The sequence below is a fragment of the uncultured Friedmanniella sp. genome (assembly GCF_964244005.1).
Taxonomy (GTDB): Bacteria; Actinomycetota; Actinomycetes; order Propionibacteriales; family Propionibacteriaceae; genus Microlunatus.
Genome location: NZ_CAXTHG010000002.1, coordinates 111,089 through 129,162, shown reverse-complemented (window position 1 = coordinate 129,162; position 18,074 = coordinate 111,089). Strand labels below are relative to the sequence as shown.

Here is an 18,074-nt window from a genome sequence, read left to right as displayed (position 1 = left end):
CCGCGACCGGGCGGCTTGTCAGTGGCACCGCTTAGGGTCGAGACCATGACGCGCATCGCACTGGTCTCCACCTCCGACACCGACCTGCTGTCGGCGCGCGCGTCCGGCGCCGACTACAGCTACGTCAACCCGGGCAAGCTCGCCCACACCGAGATGGCCGCCGCGTTCGCTGCCGCGGACCTGATCGTGGCCCGCATCCTCGGCTCGGCCTCCTCGCTCTGCACCGGCTTTGCCCGGATCCGCGGCGAGGGCCAGCCGATGATCGTGCTCGGCGGCGAGCAGGCGCCCGACGCCTCGCTGATGGAGCTGTCCACCGTCCCGATCGGCATCGCCGCCGACGCCCACGTCTACCTGGCTCAGGGCGGACCCGAGAACCTTGCGCAGCTGCACGCCTTCCTCTCCGACACCGTGCTGCTGACCGGCGAGGGCTTCGAGCCGCCGGTCGCCCAGCCGGTCTGGGGCGAGCTGCCGCGACCTTCGGTCCCTGAGCTTGCCGACGGGGCTGTTCGGCCCCGCGTCGGCATCCTCTTCTACCGCGCCCAGCAGACGGCGGGGAACACCGCGTACGTGCACGCCCTCGCCGACGCGGTCGACGCCGCGGGTGGGGTCGGGGTCCCGATCTTCGCCGCCTCGCTGCGGGACGCCCCGGCCGACCTGCTCAGCCACCTCGGCACCCTCGACGCCCTGGTCACCACCGTGTTGGCCGCCGGCGGCACGCGTCCGGCGACGGCCTCGGCCGGTGAGGACGACGGCACCTGGGACGTCCAGGCCCTGGCCGCGCTGGACGTCCCGATCCTGCAGGGTCTCTGCCTCACCACCAGCCGTGCGGTCTGGGCGGAGTCGGATGAGGGGATGAGCCCGATCGACGTCGCCACCCAGGTGGCGGTGCCGGAGTTCGACGGCCGGATCATCACCGTCCCGTTCTCGTTCAAGGAGACCGACGCGGACGGTCTGCCCACGTACGTCGCCGACCCGGAACGCAGCCGGCGGGTGGCCGAGATCGCGGTCAACCACGCCCGGCTGCGCTACCTGGCGCCGAGCGAGCGCAAGATCGCCGTCGTCCTCGGGGCCTACCCGACCAAGCACGCCCGAATCGGCAACGCCGTCGGCCTGGACACCCCCGTCTCGGTGATCCGGCTGCTGCGCGCGATGCGCGAGGCGGGTTACGACCTCGGCGAGCCCGGCGACATCCCCGGTACCGGCCCGCTGGAGCCGGTCGAAGGCGAGTCTGCCGACACCACGGCCGGGAATGCCCTGATCCACGCCCTGATCGCGGCCGGCGGTCAGGACCCGGAGTGGCTGACCTCGGGTCAGCTCTCGGGTCAGCCCGCCCGCGTTCCCGCGGGAACGTACCGGCGCTGGCTCGCCGACCTGCCGACCGAGCTCAGCGACTCGGTCACCGCCGCCTGGGGTGAGGCGCCCGGCGAGCTCTTCGTCGACCGCAGCTCCGTCAACAAGGGGGGTGACGCCGACGGCGAGATCGTCGCCGCCACCCTGCAGGCGGGCAACGTGGTCATCCTGGTCCAGCCGCCGCGTGGCTTCGGTGAGAACCCGATCGCGATCTACCACGACCCGGATCTGGCGCCCACCCACCACTACCTCGCCGTCTACGGCTGGTTGCAGCACGAGTTCGGCGCGCACGCCGTGGTGCACGTCGGCAAGCACGGCAACCTGGAGTGGCTGCCGGGCAAGAACATGGGCATGTCCGCGGCCTGCGGCACCGATGCCGCGATCGGCTCGCTGCCGCTGATCTACCCGTTCCTGGTCAACGACCCGGGCGAGGGCACCCAGGCCAAGCGTCGCGCGCACGCCACCGTGATCGACCACCTGATCCCGCCGATGGCCCGCGCCGAGTCCTACGGCGACATCGCCCGGCTCGAGCAGCTGCTGGACGAGTACGGGAACGTCCGGGCCATGGATCCCGCCAAGGTTCCCGCGCTGCAGGGTGAGATCTGGACGCTGATCCAGGCCGCGCAGATGGACGCCGAGCTCGGCCTGTCCGGCCGTCCCGACGACGAGGCGTTCGACGAGTTCGTGATGCACGTCGACGGCTGGCTCTGCGAGATCAAGGACGTGCAGATCCGCGACGGCCTGCACGTCCTCGGTCAGGCGCCGACGGGCGACGAGCTGGTCAACCTGGTGCTCGCCGTGCTGCGGGCCAACCAGGTCTTCGGCGGCCAGGTCAACGGCGTCCCCGGGCTCCGGGTAGCGCTCGGGCTGACCGAGGGGGAGGCCCCGCTGGCCCAGGTCGACGCGGTGGAGGCGCAGGCCCGCGCGCTGGTGATCGCCCTCGCCGAGACGGGCTGGTCGGTCGACGCTGTGCCGGCGGTCGTCCTCAAGACCCTCGGTGAGGACCACGAGCAGGTCCGGGCCGTGCTGACCTTCGCCTGCGTCGAGGTGGTGCCGCGGCTGGCCGCGACGACCGACGAGATCGACGCAACGCTGCACGCACTCGAGGGCGGCTACGTCCCGGCGGGCCCGTCCGGCTCGCCGCTGCGCGGGCTGGTCAACGTGCTGCCCACCGGCCGCAACTTCTATTCCGTCGACCCGAAGGCGATCCCGTCCCGACTGGCCTACGACACCGGTCAGGCGATGGCTGAGTCGCTGGTGCAGCGGCACCTCGACGACACCGGTGAGTACCCGCAGTCGGTGGGGTTGAGCGTCTGGGGCACCTCGGCGATGCGCACGTCCGGCGACGACGTGGCCGAGGTGCTGGCTCTGATGGGCGTCGTGCCGGTCTGGGACGAGGCGTCCCGCCGGGTCACCGGGCTCGAGGTGCTGCCGCTGGCCGAGCTCGGTCGGCCGCGGATCGACGTCACCGTACGGATCTCGGGCTTTTTCCGCGACGCGTTCCCGCACGTGCTGGCCATGCTCGACGACGCCGTCCGGCTGGTCGCCGAGCGCGACGAGCCTGACGACCAGAACTACGTCCGGGCCCACGCGCAGGCCGATCTTGCGACGCACGGCGACGAACGCCGGGCGACGACCCGGATCTTCGGTTCCAAGCCCGGCTCGTACGGCGCCGGGATCCTGCCGCTGATCGAGGCGGGCAACTGGCGCGACGACGCCGACCTGGCCGAGGTCTACACGGCGTGGGGCGGGTTCGCGTACGGGCGTGACCTGGACGGCATGCCGGCGCGGGAGGACATGGAGGCCAACTACCGCCGGATCAGCGTCGCGGCCAAGAACATCGACACCCGCGAGCACGACATCGCCGACTCCGACGACTACTTCCAGTACCACGGCGGCATGGTGGCGACCGTCCGCGCGCTGACCGGGACCGCGCCGAAGGCGTACGTGGGCGACTCGACCGTGCCGGACGCGGTCCGGACCCGCAGCCTCGGCGAGGAGACCGCGCGGGTGTTCCGGGCCCGGGTGGTCAACCCCCGCTGGATCGGCGCGATGCAGCGGCACGGCTACAAGGGCGCCTTCGAGCTGGCCGCGACGGTGGACTACCTGTTCGGCTTCGACGCGACGGCCGGTGTGGTGCCCGACTGGATGTACGCCCAGCTGGCCGAGAGCTACGTGCTCGACAAGACCAACCAGGACTTCATGAAGCACGCGAACCCGTGGGCGCTGCGCGGGATCATCGAAAAGCTGGGCGAGGCGGCCGAGCGGGGTCTGTGGGCCGAACCCGACCCCGAGCTCGTCGAGCAGCTGCAGCAGGTCTACCTCGACGTCGAGGGCGACCTGGAGGACGAGCCGGCGAGTCCGACCAGCAAGCCTGCGGACTCAGCCAGGTTCTCATGAGTCTCGACCTGGCGGACCTTGGCGAGGACGTGCTGACCTTCCTGACCGAGCGGCACCTGTCCACGCTGACCAACGTCCGCGCCGACGGCACGCCGCACGTGGTGCCGGTCGGTTTCACCTACGAACCGGCCACCCGGCTGGCCCGGGTCATCACCGGCGGCGAGTCGGTGAAGGCCCGGCTGGCCGATCGCCCCGGCGCGGTGGGCGCGCTCTGCCAGGTCGACCGCGGCCGCTGGCTGACCCTGACCGGGCCGCTGCACGTCGACCGCGATCCTAACGCGGTCGCCGACGCCGAACGCCGCTACGCCGAGCGGTACCGGGTCCCGCGCGAGAACCCGCTGCGCGTCGTGCTGGTGATGGACGTCACTCGCATGCTCGGCCGCGGCTGAATCCGACTGGTCAGACGCTCACGGAGCTAGAGCACCCGCAGCCTCTGACAAGTCGCTCACTCAGAAACCCTTCTCGGTGCTGACGGCTTGGATGATCCCGGAAACGATGTGCCGACCACATCGCTGATCGCGGTTTCCCCGCCTAGCGAGGCGCGAGCAGTTGGACTGCGGACCTCGACATCAGCGGGCGGACCTGCGACCACGGGATCGTGTACACGCGGTAGCCGTGGCCGCCGAGCTGGTCGTCCCCGAAGTAGAAGATCATCCCTTTCGAGCTCGTCTGCCAGTTGGCCCAGCTGGCCTCGCGGGGCGCCAGACCGTCGGCCTCGCTGACGCCCTCGTCCTTGATCCGCGCGGCCATCCGTACCGACGTCGCCAGCTGGCCGAAAGCCGCGCGCTCGTCCGGAAACACGTCCGACAGTGCGATGGGGTTGCCGTCCGTGGTGACGGCCGTGGTGCCCAACCAGTAGGACGGGTGTGCGGTCCCGGCGAGGGAGTCGACGCAGACCAGAGCCACCTGCACCGTACGACCGTCGTTGGTGGTCAACACGCTCTCGCCGGTGACCGTCCGGCGCTCACCGCGGTCGCCGCTCGCTTCCCGCCGGCCGCGGGTGACGCAGTCCTGAGCCGAGGCGCGGACGCGTCGGTTGACCTCCGTCGCGCCTTGGCCGCCGGCGAAGCGGTAGCTGTCGATCCGCCAGGACAGCCGTCCGGAGTGGCCGGCGAGGACGGACTTCTTTGCGGTCAGTTGGCCGGCCGCTGGCGCGTCGAAGGTCGGTGCCGGGCCGGGCGTCTGGGTGGCGACCAAGAAGCCGGACTCGTCGGAGAGTGGTGTGGCCGGCCCCGCGGACGCGCTGACGTAGGTGCTCGGGGACGCCCGCCGGCTCCGGACCCGGAACCCCGCAGCCGCTGGCGACCGTGAGGGTGAGCAGCACCGCCCAACCCCGACTTGTCAGACGCCTACGGGGCCGGAGCACCGTCATAGTCTGACAAGTCGGCCGCGGCGACACTAGCGCTGGCGGAGCGCTGGGCCAGCGCCGAGCAGGCCTGCCGAAGCTCGTCCGGCCCGAGCACCTCGAAGTCCGAGTCGAAGGTGGCGATCAGACCCGCGACCCCGGCCCACGACCAGGCACCGACCGTGAACCGGCTCTGGGTGGCTGAGACGGGCTCGACCACCGATCCGCCGGGCACCCACGGGGCGACGACCTCGGCCGGCAGCTCGATCAGCACCGTGCCGACGCACGGCCACTGCGCCGGGGTGTCGCCGCGGTCCCAGCTCGCGGTCACGAAGCGGGCCACGTCGCCACCCGGGAGGTCGCGGCGACCGAAGCGTGGACCGGCCGAGCGGTGGGCGTGGATCCGGTTCAGCCGGTACACCCCCCAGGCCCCCGCGCCGAGGTCGTAGCCGACGAGGTACCACCGTCCCGCCCACATGACCAGCTCATGCGGCTCGACCCTGATCGGGAGCACGAATTCCGGGTCGTGCGGATCTGACCGACGGCCGTCGGGGGTGAGGTGGTCGAACGTGAGCACCGTGGCGTTCCGGACGGCCGCGCCGACGGTCTTGAGCGTGTCCGAGGACACCGGCGGGGCCGCGAACTCCCAGTAGTTTCGCAGGGTGGTCAGGTGCATGGCGTCGGCCTCGGCGCGCAACCGGACGGGCATGATCTGCTTGAGGCTGGTCAACGCCCGGGCGATGGCTTCGTCCATCCCGGAGACGCTGCTCGGCGCGGTCTGTAGCGCGACCGCGATCGCCAAGGCCTGCTCGTCGTCCAGCAGCAGCGGCGGTAGCCGGCCGGCGTCAAAGCGGTAGCCGCCCTGGGCACCCCGGACCGCCCGCACGTCGTAGCCCAGCTCGCGCAGGCTGTCGACGTCCCGGCGCAGACTACGGGTGCTGATCCCGAGCCGGTCCGCGAGCTCGGGACCCGACCAGGTCGGCCGGGAGACGAGCAGCGACAGCAGGGTGAGCAGTCGGGCGGACGTGGTGGCCATGAGGCCAACTCTCCTCCAGCAGCGGACATCCGGTGTCCGCTAAGCCGAGCAGAGTGATGGTCATGACTACTGACGCGAGCTCCGTACGACCCGCACTCGATCGGTCCGGGTCGCGGATCGACCACGTCAACATCGCCGTCCCCGACCTCGACGTGGCCGTTGCCTTCTACGAGCCCGTGCTGGCCTCGATCGGCATCACGAAGATGCTGGAGATTCCCGCGGTGCCTCAGGCCGAGATGCCGGCGATGACCGGCTTCGGGTTGGCGGAGGTGAAGCCCTACTTTTGGCTGATCGACGCCGGTACGGTCGGCACCAACATGCACCTCGCCTTCACCGTCGACACCCGGGACGACGTCGAGACGTTCCACCGGGCCTGCCTGGAGCACGGCGCGACCGAGCTGCACGCCCCGGCGATCTGGGAGCAGTACCACGACGACTACTACGGCGGCTTCGTGCTCGACCCGTACGGCATCAACCTCGAAGCCGTCTGCCACCACCCCGCCTGACCGGCCGAGGGCAGCGCGTTCAGCGGGCCCTGCCGGATCGCCTCCGGACGTCAGCCGGGTCCGGGCGTCGTGGCCCGCAGCAGGTAGGTGTCCATCACCCAGCCCCGGCTGGCCCGCAGCCGCAGCCGAACGGCGCGGATCTCCTCCAGCACCTCGGCGAGCGGGCCGGCGACGAGGGCCTCGTCGGGCAGGCCGAGCTGGGCGCCCCAGAAGATCTGCAGGTCGGGGTGGTCCTCGAGCAGCCGAGCGCAGGTCAGCGTGCCGTCGAGCATCACCACCACGTCGCCGAGGCCCGGGTCGTACTCGGCGACCAGCCGCCGGCCGGTGGTCAGGTGCACCGAACCGCCCACGCCGTTCAGCACCAGCCGGTGCCGGGCAGCGAGCAGCTGGACGCTGCTGATCCCGGGGATGACGGTGACGGCCAGGTCCACGCCGAGCGCGGCGACCGAGTCGACGATCCGAATGGTCGAGTCGTAGAACGCCGGGTCGCCCCAGACCAGGAAGCCGACGGGACCAGTCTCGGCCCGGATCACCTCGGCGTAGCGCTTCGCCCGCGCCTGGTGCCAGTCGCGGACCCCTGCCTCGTACGCGACCTGGTCCCGTTCGGCGTCGGGACCGCGCTGCGGGTCAGTGACCTCCACCACCCGGTAGGCGTGGTCGTGGATCACGGTCTCGCAGAGGGCGGTCCGCATCGTCGTCAGGTCGACCTTGGCGCCCCCCTTGTCGGCGACGAGGAAGACGTCGACCCGGTTCATCGCCGCGACCGCCTCACCGGTCAGGTGCGCGGGGTCACCACTGCCGATGCCGATCACCAGCACCTCGACGGTCACGACGCCACCCCGAGGCTCACCCGGGTGCCGGCAAGCAGCCGGTCGAGGTCGACGTGCTCGTCGAGCGCGTCGGCGAGGGTCTCGATCATCGCCTCGCGCCGGGCCCCGTAGGCGGGCGCGCCGGGCTGTGGCCGCCAGGACGAGTCCGCCGCCGCGGCGACCGCGGCCAGCCAGGCCCGCCGGAAGTCGTCGTTCTCGAGCGTCCCGTGCCACATCGTGCCCCACACCTGACCACGCCGCGCCCCGTCCAGGAACGGCTCGGCCGCGCCGGTGAGCGTCGCGACGCCGTGGTGGATCTCGTACGCCTCGACCCGGTGACCGGCCCAGCGGCCGACCGGCCGGCCGAGCACCTTCGCCTCGGCGACGTCGACGCGCGTCGGCAGCAGACCCAGGCCGTCGACCACACCCGTCCGCGAGTCCGGGTCGTCGATCCGCCCGGCCATCATCTGGTAGCCGCCGCAGATCCCCAGCACCGGCGCGCCCCGGTCCGCCCGTTCGGTCAGCACCGCCGCCAGACCGGTCGCGCGCAGCCAGCCGAGGTCGGATACCGTCGCCCGCGACCCCGGCAGCACGACCAGGTCGGCACCGGCCACCACGTCCGGGTCGGTGGTCACCAGCACGTGCACGCCCGGCTCGGCGGCCAGCGCCTCGACGTCGGTCAGGTTGGAGACCCGCGGCAGCCGCACGACCGCCACCCGCAGCGCACCCTCGGACTGGCTGGGCGAGCGGTCCGTGCGCCGCCAGGCCCCGACCTCGAGGGTGTCCTCGGCGTCCAGCCAGACGCCGGTCAGCCACGGCAGCACGCCGACGAACGGCACCCCGGTACGCCGGGTCAGCTCGTCCAGCCCGGGCTGCAGGACGGCCGGGTCGCCGCGGAACTTGTTGATCAGGAACGAGGTCACCACGGCCCGGTCCTCGGGGGCGAGCAGCGCGACGGTCCCGTACAGCGAGGCGAACACCCCTCCGCGGTCGATGTCGCCCACGACCACGCAGGGCAGGCCGAAGCGCCGGGCCAGGCCGAGGTTGACGTAGTCGCCGGCCCGCAGGTTGATCTCAGCCGGCGACCCGGCGCCCTCGCAGACCACCAGCTCGAACCGGGCCGCGAGCTCGTCGTAGGCCGCGTACGCGGCGGCGGCCAGGTGGGACCGACCCGTCGCGTACTCGCCGGCTTCGAGGGTGCCGGCCGGTCGACCGCGGACCACCACGTGGGAGTGGCGGTCCGAGCCGGGCTTGAGCAGCACCGGGTTCATCGCCGACTCGGGCTCGACCCGCGCGGCCTGCGCCTGCAGGTACTGGGCCCGGCCGATCTCGGCGCCGTCGGCGCAGACGGCGGAGTTGTTGCTCATGTTCTGCGCCTTGAACGGGGCGACGGCGATCCCGCGGCGGGCCAGCGCCCGGCAGAGCCCGGTCACCACCAGCGACTTGCCCGCGTCCGAGGACGTGCCGGCGACCAGCAGGCCCGATGCGCTCACCAGCAGGAGTTTAGGTAGGAGCCAACAAGTTGCGACATGGTGCCGCGAGTACGCGGCACCATGTCGCAAGCTATTTCGGTCAGACCCCCGGCAGGTTCCGCAGGTTGCTGCGGGCGAGGTCCCAGACCTCGCGGATGCCGCCGTTCAGCGCGACCTTGGTCAGCGAGCTGGCGAAACCCTTCACCTCGGCGCCGGTGAGGTGGGTCGGCACCGACAGCGCGTCCGGATCGGTGACCACGTCCAGCAGGGCGGGTCCGGCTGCGGCGAAGAAGGCCGTGACCGCGCTCGGGAGTGCGGTCGGGTCCTCGACGTGCCGGGCCCAGAAGCCTGCGCCGGCCGCGATCGCGGCGTAGTCGACGTGGTCGTGGTCGGTCTCGAACGGCGGGTCGCCGGCGGCGAGCATCTCGAGCCGGACCATGCCGAGGCTGGAGTTGTTGAAGACCACGACCTTGACCGGCAGCCGGTGGGTCTTGACGGTCAACAGCTCGCCCAGCAGCATCGCCAGCCCACCGTCACCCGACAGCGACACGACCTGGCGTCCCGGGTACGCGATCTGCGCACCCACCGCCATCGGCAGCGCGTTGGCCATCGAGCCGTGCACCCAGGAGCCGATCATCCGGCGCCGGCCGTTGGGCTGCAGGTAGCGCGCGGCCCAGGTGCAGTCCATCCCGGTGTCGACGGTGAAGACCGCGTCATCGGCAGCGGCCTCGTCGACCAGCGCGGCCAGCAGCTCGGGGTGGATCGGCCGCCGCTCGTCGGGGTCGTGGTCGTAGGTGTGCACGCCGTGCCTGATCAGCGTGGCGTTCCGCTCGAGCATGTCGTCGAGGAACGCGTGCTTGCGCTCCGGGGTGATCAGCGGCAGTAGCGCCTGCAGAGTCAGACCGACGTCGGCTGCGATGCCCTGCACGATCGGCGCGCGCCGGCCGAGGTGGGCCGGGTCCCGGTCGACCTGGACGTTGTTGGCGGTGGGCAGGAAGTCGACGTAGGGAAAGTCGGTGCCGAGCAGCAGCACCAGGTCGGCCTCTTGCAGCGCCTCGTAACAGGCGCCGTAGCCCAGCAGCCCAGTCATCCCCACGTCGTACGGGTTGTCGTAGCCGAACGTCTCCTTGCCGCGGAAGGTCGTCCCCACCGGTGCATGCAGCAGCGCCGCGAGCTGCAGCACCTCCTCGCGCGCGCTGGCGGCGCCGATACCGGCGAAGATCGCGACCTTGGTCGCCTCGTCGATCCGCCGGGCCAGCTCGGCTACAGAGTCCGGCTCGGGCGCCGGCCGCGGTCGGGTGGAGACCGTCGCGTTCGGGTGCAGATCCCCGCTGGCGTCCGCCTCGAGGACGTCGCCGGGGATCACCAGCACCGCGGCGCCGCCCAGACCGAGCGCGTTCTGGACGGCCAGGTGGGTCAGCCGCGCCAGCTGCGCCGGCTGCGACACGGTCTCGCAGTAGTGGCTGGCCTGACTGAAGAGCTGGTCGGGCTTGGTCTCCTGGAAGAAGCCGGTGCCGATGTTCGCCGACGGGATGTGGCTGGCCAGCACCAGGACGGGGGCACTCGAGCGATGAGCGTCCATCACGCCCTGGATGAGGTGGGTGTTGCCGGGACCGCAGCTGCCGGCGCAGACCGCCAACCGGCCGGTCAGCTGAGCCTCGGCCGACGCGGCGAACGCGGCGCCTTCCTCGTGGTGCACGTGCACCCAGTCGATGCCGCCGGCGGCACTGCCCCCGCTGCGCCTGATCGCGTCGCTGAAGGCGTTCAGACTGTCACCGACCAGCCCGTAGATGTGGGTCACGCCGGAGGCCACGAGGATCTCGACCAGGTCATCGGCCACGGTACGGGTCACCTCATCACCCTAGGACTCGCCGCCTAGCCAGGGGTCGCCGCCAGCAGGGCGCGGGCGATGACCTTGTGCCCCGCGGCGTTCGGGTGGTCACCGTCGTCGGCCAGCAGCGGGGTGGGGTCGTGGGTGCCGCTGTGACCCTTGAACGGGCTGTACAGGTCGACGTAGCGGATCCCGGACTCACCCGTCGTGCCCTTGATGATGGTGTTGGCGACGAGGGTCAGCGCGATGCTCGCCGCTTCGCCGTCCTCGTTGTAGTCGTGGTCGGCGACGTCGCCGTCCTCGTAGACGTTCCAGTAGCCGGTGACCAGGATCGTGGTGGGCTGGCCGTCCCGGATGGCGAGGATGCGAGCCTCGATCGCGGTCAGGTTGCGGCGCAGGTCGGCCTGGGCCGTACGGGTGCAAGCCAGGTGGTCCTCGCCACCGCAGGAGGAGCCGAGCAGGTCGTCGGACAGGTCGGAGAAGTCGTTCGCCCCGATGGTGATCAGCACGATGTCGGCCTTTCCGAGCTCTTTGCTGAGGTCGGGCAGCTCGCTGAGCAGGTCGGCGCTCGTGGCGCCCCCCGCCCCCTCGTCGGTGACCTCGACGTCGGCCCCGTCCCGTTCGCCGAGCTCGAGGCCGTACAGCTGGGGAAAGGCCGTGCAGTCGCAGTTCGTCCCCGCGGTCACCGAGTCGCCGAGGGCGACCACGTTGAGCGTCCTCCGGGGGGACGCTGACGGTGTCGTTGCGAGGGGGGCCGGGTTCGGGGTGGCGCTGCTCGTGGTGCCGGTGCAGCTCGTCAGCACGAGCAGCAGTCCCAGCACCGAGGCGCAGGCGGTAGCGGGCCACCTCATCCGGTCAGCGCGCGGACGCGTTGCAGCCACTGCAGGACGCCGGACAGCAGCACCTGGTAGTTGTGGTAGTTGTGTCCGCCGGTCGGGAAGATCAGGTTCGCCACCGCCGGGTCACCGCGACTCGCGTCGATGAACGTCTCGCTCGGGGCGTAGGACTCGTTGTCCTGGCGGCCGGTGACCACCAGCAGCCGGCGGTCGTGCAGTCCGCCGTGGCGGTAGAGCCAGAGCGGGGAGTTCTGCTGCTCGGCGGTGCGCCGGCCGTGGAACAGGTCGCCCGTGGTGTGGTCGAGGATCGGTGAGAAGTAGCCGCCCAGGCTGGCCGCCGCCGTGAAGTGGCTCGGGTCGTGCAGCAGCAGCTTGGCCGAGCAGAAGCCACCGGTGCTCCAGCCGATCATCGACCACGGCCGGGGCGTGACCCGGAAGTCCCCGTCGATGGCCGTCGGCACGGTGCGGTCGAGCCAGGTCTCGGCCTGCGGCCCCCCGGACACGTTGGTGCACTCGGTGTCCCGCGGCGGGTCGGTCATCAGCGGCGGGAAGACGGCGATGAACGGCTTGACCCGGCCACTGTCGATCTCCGACGTCGCGACGGTGCCGAACTGATAGTGGGTGTACATCGCGTCCACGGTCGACGGCTGGCCGGGCAGCACCATCACCACGGGGAACCGGGTGTGGGCGTCGGCGCGCTCGTCGTACTGGTGCGGGAGCCACACCAGGACCTGGTGCCGGCCGCCGCCGTGTGGGCCGCCGTTCACGGTGACGACCTGGGCGCGGCCGTCCCCCTTCGGCACCAAGGCGTTGCCGTCGATGGAGGCCTCGTTGGTGTTGGTCCGGCCCAGCAGGTCCGACCAGGAGGTGTAGAAGCCGTACTGGACGTTGACCCAGAGGAACAGCACGATCGCCGCCAGCAGCTGGCAGCCGACGACCAGCCCGAACCGGCCGACCGTACGACCCCAGCCGTTGCGGCCCTCGACACCGTGAACGGGTCGACGGCGGAGCCAGAGGACGAGAGCGACCGGCCCCATCACGGCCGCCACGCTGGCGAGGACGAGCAGGGGTGTTCCGGTCAACCTCACGGAACCAGTCCGATCACAGGTTCGACATTTCTCGCCTCACCTGTGCTGCACCTGTGGGCGCGCAGTCCGGTCTCTGTGACGTCAGCGCGCGACGACCAGTGTGCCCGCGAGGTCGCCGGCGGCGAGCAGCCGACCGATGATGCCGGACTGGCGTTCGGCGATCTGCCAGTCCGGATCGTCGCCGTGCCGGCGTTGCAGCTCGGCCTCGACGGCGGCCGCGTGGTCGACCCACAGCGGCGGTGCCGCGGCGAACTCGCCGGCTGAGCCGCTGCTGGTGATCTGCAGTCCGGCGTCGCTCAGCAGGCCGGTCAGCCGCTCGTACGTCGGGAAGTCGTTGCCCGCAGGTTGTTCGGTCAGGGTCGTGGTCGCGACGAAGACCAGCAGCCCGAGGCGCCCGCCCGGTCGCAGCACCCGGCGCAGCTCGGCGACCAGCCCCGCTTGGTCCGACACCGTGCACAGCACGCCCAGGCTCCAGACCACGTCGAACGGGCCCGACGCGAACGGCAGCCGGGAGCCGGCCTGCACCACCGGCAGGTCGAAGAGCCGGCGGGCGGCCAGACAGGCGCCGGGTTCGGGTTCGCTCAGCACCGGTCGGACGCCGACCTCCGCGGCCGCGAAGGCGGCGGGCCCGCCGACGCCCGCACCCGCGTCGAGCATGCTGTCGGTCGCGGTCACCTCGAGCCGTTGGAGCAGCCAGCGCAGCGCGCCCGGGCTGCCGCTGCCCCGGCAGCCGGCAGCGAGGTGGTACTCCGGTCCGAGGTCCAGCGCGACGTCGGCCGTCCAGGAGGCCACCGTGTCGAATTCCGCTTTCATCTCGCGCGTCACAGCGGCTCCTTACCCTCAGCGGAGCATTCTGTCCCGGATCCGGACGCCGATCTCGGCCTGCACGTCGGCGGCGTACGCCGGACCCCGGGCCGACGCCAGCCCGGACAGGTTCACCCCGACCACGCCCGGCACCGCGAGGAGGGCCTCGGCTTCGGCGACGGCGACCTCGACCCCGGCGGCGACCGGGTCGGGGGCGGCCAGGACCGCCGCGACGGTCGTCGGCTCGATCTCGAGCCCGGGCAGGGCCGTCAGCACCGCGGCCGACCGCTCGTCGGTGTAGACCGCGACCGAGGCGATCACCGGGATGGTCAGGCCGAGGGCCCGGGCGGCGGCGAGGAACGTGTCGACGTCGGCCGCCGACCGGACGTGGTTGAGCACGGCCACCGCGGCCCCGGCCTGTTGCTTGCGGACCAGCCGTTCCGGCCGCAGCCGGACCGGCGGTGCGGTCGGGGTCTCGGCGACGGCGACCGGCAGCCCGAGGGACGCCGCGAGCCCGGCCAGCCGGGTGCCCTCGAGGTCGAAGACCTGCGTCACGTCACTGCGGACGTCGAACGCCCGGCCGTCACCGGTCACGCAGAGCACCACGGCCAGCCCGTCGTGCCGGAGGCCGCGCAGCTCGGCCTCGAGCACGAGGCGGTTCCGGTCGCGGCAGGCCAGCGTGACCCACGGCCGGCCGCCCGCGTCGGCGATCATCCGCGCCAGCATGCTCGGCGGAAAGTCGGGCCGGTCCTGGTGGTCGCCGACGAGCAGCGCGTCGCAGCTCGGCGCCAGCCGCCGAGCCGTCCGGGCGAGCAGGGCGGCGTCCGCGGCCGGCACGCTCAGGTCGGTGAGCACCAGCGGCAGAGCGGCCGGCGCTACGGCCCGTACCACGGTCACCGCCGGCACGTGCTCCGCGTCGGCGAACACGCAGGGCATCGCGACCACCTCGCAGCCGAGGTCCGGCCGGACCCCGCCGCACGGCCCGTGGACCATCCGTTTCGGGCAACCCGAGCCGGTCAGCGTGGTGTCGGACTGCACGCGACCAGCCTGCACCAGCAACGCGCCCCGAGCCTGTCGAGGGCCCCGAAGGGGTTGCGGTTTGCTGTACTCATGAGCGCCGCAACCTCTTCGAGGCCTTCGACAGGCTCAGGGCGCGTCGGCCCGGTGGCACGTCCTGAGCTGGAGCGCTGATGGTCGCCGCCGACGTCCCGCAGATCCACCCCGAGACCCGTACGGACTGGCGGCGGTGGCTGGCCGAGAACGGCGAGACCGCGTCGGGCGTCTGGCTGGTGACCTGGCGCAAGTCCGCCGGCCGGCCGGTGATCAGCTACGAGGAGTCGGTCCTCGAGGCACTCTGCTTCGGCTGGGTGGACAGCACCCCCCGCAAGCTCGACGACCAGCGCACGATGCTGTACTTCGCCCCGCGCAAGGCCCAGAGCGGGTGGTCGCGGCCGAACAAGCGGCGGGTCGCCGAGCTGCGCGCCGCTGGACTCATGACCGAGGCGGGCGAACGCGTGATCGCGCAGGCCGAGGCGAACGGCGGCTGGACCCTGCTGGACGAGGTCGAGGACCTGATCGAGCCGGCCGACCTGCGAGCGGCCTTCGACGCGTCCCCGCCGGCATGGGAGCAGTGGCGCTCGTTTCCGCCGTCGGCGCGCCGCGGCATCCTCGAGTGGATCGTGCAGGCGCGGACCGCGCCGACGCGGGCCAAGCGCGTCGCCGAGACCGCCGCTCGCGCGGCCGTCGGTGAGCGGGCCAACCAGTGGCGCCCGAAGGAGTAGGTCAGGCGGCGCGGCGCTGCACCACGGCGATGCCGGCGAGGACGAGCGCGCCGCCGACCAGCTGGCTGACCGAGGGCTGCTGGCCGAGCAGGATGATCGCGAAGATCACCGCGAAGATCACCTCGGTCAGCGAGACGAACGAGGCCACCGAGCTGCCGAGCCGACGGACCGCGACGATGCCGGTCAGGTAGGCGAGCACGGCGCTGACCGTGACCAGCAGCAGTGCCGGTACCGCCCAGCTGACGCTGACGCCGGCCAGTGCGGTGCTGCCGCCGTGGGCGACCAGCGGGAGCACCCCGACGGCGCCGAGGACCGCGATCACCGCTCCGCCGACGCCGGTACCGACGGTCGTCAGCAGCAGCGGCGAGACCGTGGCGCCGGCCCCGTCGCTCTCGCCGAGCACGAAGTAGGCGCACAGGCAGACGGCCGCTCCGAGACCCCAGAGCACGCCGACCGGGTCGAGGGTCACACCGCTGCGCAGGTCGAGCACGAACACCAGGCCGAGCAGCGCCAGGCCGGCGCCGAGGAAGACCGGCGCCGCGGGCCGCTGCCTGCTGCGGATCCAGGTGTAGAAGATGAGCAGCACGGGCGCGGAGTACTCCAGCAGCAGGGCCACGCCCACCGAGAGCCGCTGCACCGCGCTGAAGTAGCAGAGCTGCGCGAAGGCCACCGCGACCACGCCGTAGCCGACCATCCGGACCAGCTGCGGCCCCGTGGGCAGCCGCGACCGGCGGAGCGCCAGCGAGCAGGGGATGGCCAGCAGGGCGAACGCCCCGAGGATCCGGAACGCCACCACGGCCGCGGGCGACCAGCCGAGGTCCAGCAGCGAACGGGCGAGCGAGCCCGACAGCCCGAACGAGGCGGCCGACCCGAGCGCAAAGGCGAGCCCGCCGACGCGCCCCTGCGGCAACGGCCGGATGCCGGCGGTGCTGACGGTCGGGGCAGTCACGGGTCGGGCCTCCAGAACAGAGATGAAGTCATGACCAAAAGTCACTTACACTAATGACACTAAGCGGGCCGAGCGTCAGGAGTCAACGTGAGTTTTGCTCATGACACCGAAGTTGCGCTCGCCGAGGCGGCGGCGCTGGTGAACACCCTCAGCGACGGCGTGGACACCCTCGCCGACGGGGCCGGCCTCGACGCCTTTCTGGTCCGCTTCCCTTTCTCGGGTGACCGGCTCGGTACCGAGGCCGAGCTCGGCCAGGTGCGCCGGCTGCGGGACCGGCTGCGGACGGTCTGGGCAGCCGACAGCCGGGACGAGGTAGCGGGTCTGGTCAACGAGCTGCTCGCCGACTGCGCCGCCCAGCCGTACCTCAGCAAGCACGACGAGCTGGACTGGCACCTGCACGTGACCCCCCCGGATGCTCCGCTCGCGCTGCGGATCGGCGCTGAAGCAGCGATGGGCTTCCTCGACCTGGTGCGGGAGGACGACCTCGGCCGACTGCGCTTCTGCGCCGCCGACCACTGCTCCGACGTGCTGGTCGACCTCTCCCGGAACTCCTCCAAGCGTTACTGCGAGTCCGGCTGCGGCAACCGCGCGAACGTGGCGGCCTACCGGGCGCGGAAGCGGACGTCGGCGTGACGCTTTCCCCGTCGACGAGGTCGGCCGTCCCGCCGTTTGCGGTGATGAGCATCCTGAGCCGGGTCGCCGAGCTGCGGGCTGCCGGCCGCGACGTGATCTCCCTCTGCGCCGGCGAGCCGGCGGCCGGTGCCCCCTCCGACGTCCGTCGGCGGCTCGCCGAGCTGATGAGCGGGCCGGCGCCGCTCGGCTACTCCGAGACGCTCGGTATCCGTCCGCTGCGCGAGGCGATCTCCGGCCATTACGACCGGTGGTACGGCCTCGCCGTCGACCCGGGATCGGTCGTCGTCACCACCGGCTCCTCGGGGGCCTTTACCCTCGCCTTCCTGGCCGCGTTCGACGCCGGCGACCGGGTGGCGCTGACCCGGCCCGGCTACCCCGCGTACCGCAACATCCTCACCGCGCTGGGGTGTGAGGTGAGCGAGCTGGACTGTGGGCCCGCTGAGCGGTTCCAGCCGAGCGTGGCCATCCTCGAGCGGGCGCATGCGGAGGCGCCGCTGGCGGGGCTGGTGCTCGCCTCGCCGGCCAACCCGACCGGCACGATGGTCAGCTCCGACGAGCTCGCCGCGATCACGGCCTGGTGCCGCGAGACCGGCGTCCGGCTGGTCAGCGACGAGATCTACCACGGCATCACCGGGTCGGGGCCCGAGCTCGCCGGTGGGCACGGCAGCTGCGCCTGGACCACCGACCGGACCGCGCTGGTCGTGTCGTCGTTCTCCAAGTACTGGGGGATGACCGGCTGGCGGCTGGGCTGGTGCCTGGTGCCGGATGACCTGAGCAGCGGCTTCGACGCGCTGGCCGGCAACTTCGCGCTCTGCGCACCCGTCCCGGCGCAGCACGCAGCGCTCGGGGCGTTCACCGAACGCTCCTACGCCGAGGCGGCGACGGCGGTCGAGACCTTCGCCGACGCCCGCCAGCTCGTGCTGGCGGCGCTGCCCGAGCTCGGCTGGGGAGCGGTCGCCCCGGCTGATGGGGCCTTCTACGTCTACGCCGAGCTCGGCGGCGCCCTCGGTGAGTACCCCGACTCGGTCGCCTGGTGCGCCGCCCTGCTGGAGACCGAGGGCGTCGCTGTGACCCCCGGGACCGACTTCGACGCCGTCCGCGGCGGCGGCACCGTCCGGCTGAGCCTCGCCGCCGGGCCGGACGCCGTGGCCGCGGCCCTCGTCCGGATCCGCCGCTTCCAAGCCCGAAACGCGCCCTGAGCTGATCCGCTGATAAATGCTCCGCAGTCACCCGT

At 72.2% G+C, this 18,074-nt stretch carries 16 protein-coding genes; 6 read left to right on the top strand and 10 right to left on the bottom strand.

Going from position 1 to position 18,074, the window contains the following annotated elements; genetic code table 11:
- Positions 1-45 precede the first annotated feature (45 nt).
- Together cobN and ACFE76_RS01945 are read left to right on the top strand one after the other, a co-directional pair.
- Positions 46-3,750, top strand: a complete 3,705-nt coding sequence (gene cobN, locus ACFE76_RS01950) for a cobaltochelatase subunit CobN (RefSeq protein ID WP_375430045.1) — start codon at positions 46-48, stop codon at positions 3,748-3,750.
- Positions 3,747-4,139 carry a pyridoxamine 5'-phosphate oxidase family protein gene (locus ACFE76_RS01945; protein ID WP_375430044.1) on the top strand — a complete coding sequence of 131 codons (393 nt, stop codon included), beginning with the start codon at positions 3,747-3,749 and terminating at the stop codon, positions 4,137-4,139. Before cobN ends, ACFE76_RS01945 begins: the two co-directional genes overlap by 4 nt.
- Before the next feature lie 142 nt (positions 4,140-4,281).
- On the opposite strand, the gene ACFE76_RS01940 is transcribed toward ACFE76_RS01945, so the two are convergent.
- Together ACFE76_RS01940 and ACFE76_RS01935 are read right to left on the bottom strand one after the other, a co-directional pair.
- Entirely contained in the window at positions 4,282-4,947 is a 666-nt protein-coding gene (locus ACFE76_RS01940) for a hypothetical protein (RefSeq protein WP_375430043.1), read from the bottom strand.
- A 152-nt stretch (positions 4,948-5,099) separates the two neighbouring features.
- Positions 5,100-6,131, bottom strand: coding sequence for a helix-turn-helix transcriptional regulator (locus ACFE76_RS01935; RefSeq protein WP_375430042.1), 1,032 nt, complete (start codon positions 6,129-6,131; stop codon positions 5,100-5,102).
- Between the two features lie 62 nt (positions 6,132-6,193).
- Here ACFE76_RS01935 and ACFE76_RS01930 point away from each other — a divergent pair, with 62 nt between their 5' ends.
- The gene (locus tag ACFE76_RS01930; protein ID WP_375430041.1) at positions 6,194-6,637 is read left to right on the top strand and encodes a VOC family protein; all 444 of its coding nucleotides are present in this window, start codon (positions 6,194-6,196) and stop codon (positions 6,635-6,637) included.
- A 50-nt stretch (positions 6,638-6,687) separates the two neighbouring features.
- Here ACFE76_RS01930 and cobF read toward each other — a convergent pair whose 3' ends face one another.
- The 7 genes from cobF to ACFE76_RS01895 all read right to left on the bottom strand — a co-directional run bounded on the left by cobF (position 6,688) and on the right by ACFE76_RS01895 (position 14,515).
- Positions 6,688-7,467: a precorrin-6A synthase (deacetylating) gene (gene cobF, locus ACFE76_RS01925; RefSeq protein WP_375430040.1), complete on the bottom strand. Its 780-nt coding sequence runs from the start codon at positions 7,465-7,467 to the stop codon at positions 6,688-6,690.
- On the bottom strand, positions 7,464-8,939 hold the full coding sequence (locus tag ACFE76_RS01920; protein WP_375430039.1) for a cobyric acid synthase: 1,476 nt from the start codon (positions 8,937-8,939) through the stop codon (positions 7,464-7,466). Before ACFE76_RS01920 ends, cobF begins: the two co-directional genes overlap by 4 nt.
- Before the next feature lie 79 nt (positions 8,940-9,018).
- Positions 9,019-10,770 (bottom strand): thiamine pyrophosphate-dependent enzyme, encoded by a 1,752-nt coding sequence (locus tag ACFE76_RS01915; RefSeq protein WP_375430038.1) that lies wholly within the window; start codon positions 10,768-10,770, stop codon positions 9,019-9,021.
- 23 nt (positions 10,771-10,793) lie between these two features.
- Positions 10,794-11,600, bottom strand: a complete 807-nt coding sequence (locus ACFE76_RS01910) for an SGNH/GDSL hydrolase family protein (RefSeq protein ID WP_375430037.1) — start codon at positions 11,598-11,600, stop codon at positions 10,794-10,796.
- A complete protein-coding gene (locus tag ACFE76_RS01905) occupies positions 11,597-12,673 on the bottom strand; it encodes an alpha/beta hydrolase (RefSeq protein ID WP_375430036.1) in 1,077 nt (358 codons plus the stop codon). Before ACFE76_RS01905 ends, ACFE76_RS01910 begins: the two co-directional genes overlap by 4 nt.
- 81 nt (positions 12,674-12,754) lie before the next feature.
- Positions 12,755-13,498, bottom strand: coding sequence for a class I SAM-dependent methyltransferase (locus tag ACFE76_RS01900; RefSeq protein WP_375430035.1), 744 nt, complete (start codon positions 13,496-13,498; stop codon positions 12,755-12,757).
- Between the two features lie 15 nt (positions 13,499-13,513).
- The gene (locus tag ACFE76_RS01895; RefSeq protein WP_375430034.1) at positions 13,514-14,515 is read right to left on the bottom strand and encodes a hypothetical protein; all 1,002 of its coding nucleotides are present in this window, start codon (positions 14,513-14,515) and stop codon (positions 13,514-13,516) included.
- A 152-nt stretch (positions 14,516-14,667) separates the two neighbouring features.
- Between ACFE76_RS01895 and ACFE76_RS01890 the strand changes: the two genes are divergently transcribed.
- A complete protein-coding gene (locus ACFE76_RS01890; RefSeq protein WP_375430033.1) occupies positions 14,668-15,258 on the top strand; it encodes a YdeI family protein in 591 nt (196 codons plus the stop codon).
- A 1-nt stretch (position 15,259) separates the two neighbouring features.
- On the opposite strand, the gene ACFE76_RS01885 is transcribed toward ACFE76_RS01890, so the two are convergent.
- Positions 15,260-16,207, bottom strand: a complete 948-nt coding sequence (locus tag ACFE76_RS01885; protein WP_375430032.1) for a DMT family transporter — start codon at positions 16,205-16,207, stop codon at positions 15,260-15,262.
- Positions 16,208-16,294: 87 nt separating this feature from the next.
- Here ACFE76_RS01885 and ACFE76_RS01880 point away from each other — a divergent pair, with 87 nt between their 5' ends.
- Positions 16,295-16,840: a CGNR zinc finger domain-containing protein gene (locus ACFE76_RS01880; RefSeq protein WP_375430031.1), complete on the top strand. Its 546-nt coding sequence runs from the start codon at positions 16,295-16,297 to the stop codon at positions 16,838-16,840.
- Positions 16,837-18,039, top strand: coding sequence for an aminotransferase class I/II-fold pyridoxal phosphate-dependent enzyme (locus ACFE76_RS01875; RefSeq protein ID WP_375430030.1), 1,203 nt, complete (start codon positions 16,837-16,839; stop codon positions 18,037-18,039). The genes ACFE76_RS01880 and ACFE76_RS01875 overlap by 4 nt, the downstream gene beginning before the upstream one ends.
- Positions 18,040-18,074: the final 35 nt, after the last annotated feature.

Coding starts and splice junctions, on each gene's coding strand:
- ACFE76_RS01890 (WP_375430033.1), top strand. CDS start 14,668: ATGGTCGCCGCCGACGTCCCGCAGATCCACCCCGAGACCCGTACGGAC.
- cobN (WP_375430045.1), top strand. CDS start 46: ATGACGCGCATCGCACTGGTCTCCACCTCCGACACCGACCTGCTGTCG.
- ACFE76_RS01945 (WP_375430044.1), top strand. CDS start 3,747: ATGAGTCTCGACCTGGCGGACCTTGGCGAGGACGTGCTGACCTTCCTG.
- ACFE76_RS01935 (WP_375430042.1), bottom strand. CDS start 6,131: ATGGCCACCACGTCCGCCCGACTGCTCACCCTGCTGTCGCTGCTCGTC.
- ACFE76_RS01910 (WP_375430037.1), bottom strand. CDS start 11,600: ATGAGGTGGCCCGCTACCGCCTGCGCCTCGGTGCTGGGACTGCTGCTC.
- ACFE76_RS01930 (WP_375430041.1), top strand. CDS start 6,194: ATGACTACTGACGCGAGCTCCGTACGACCCGCACTCGATCGGTCCGGG.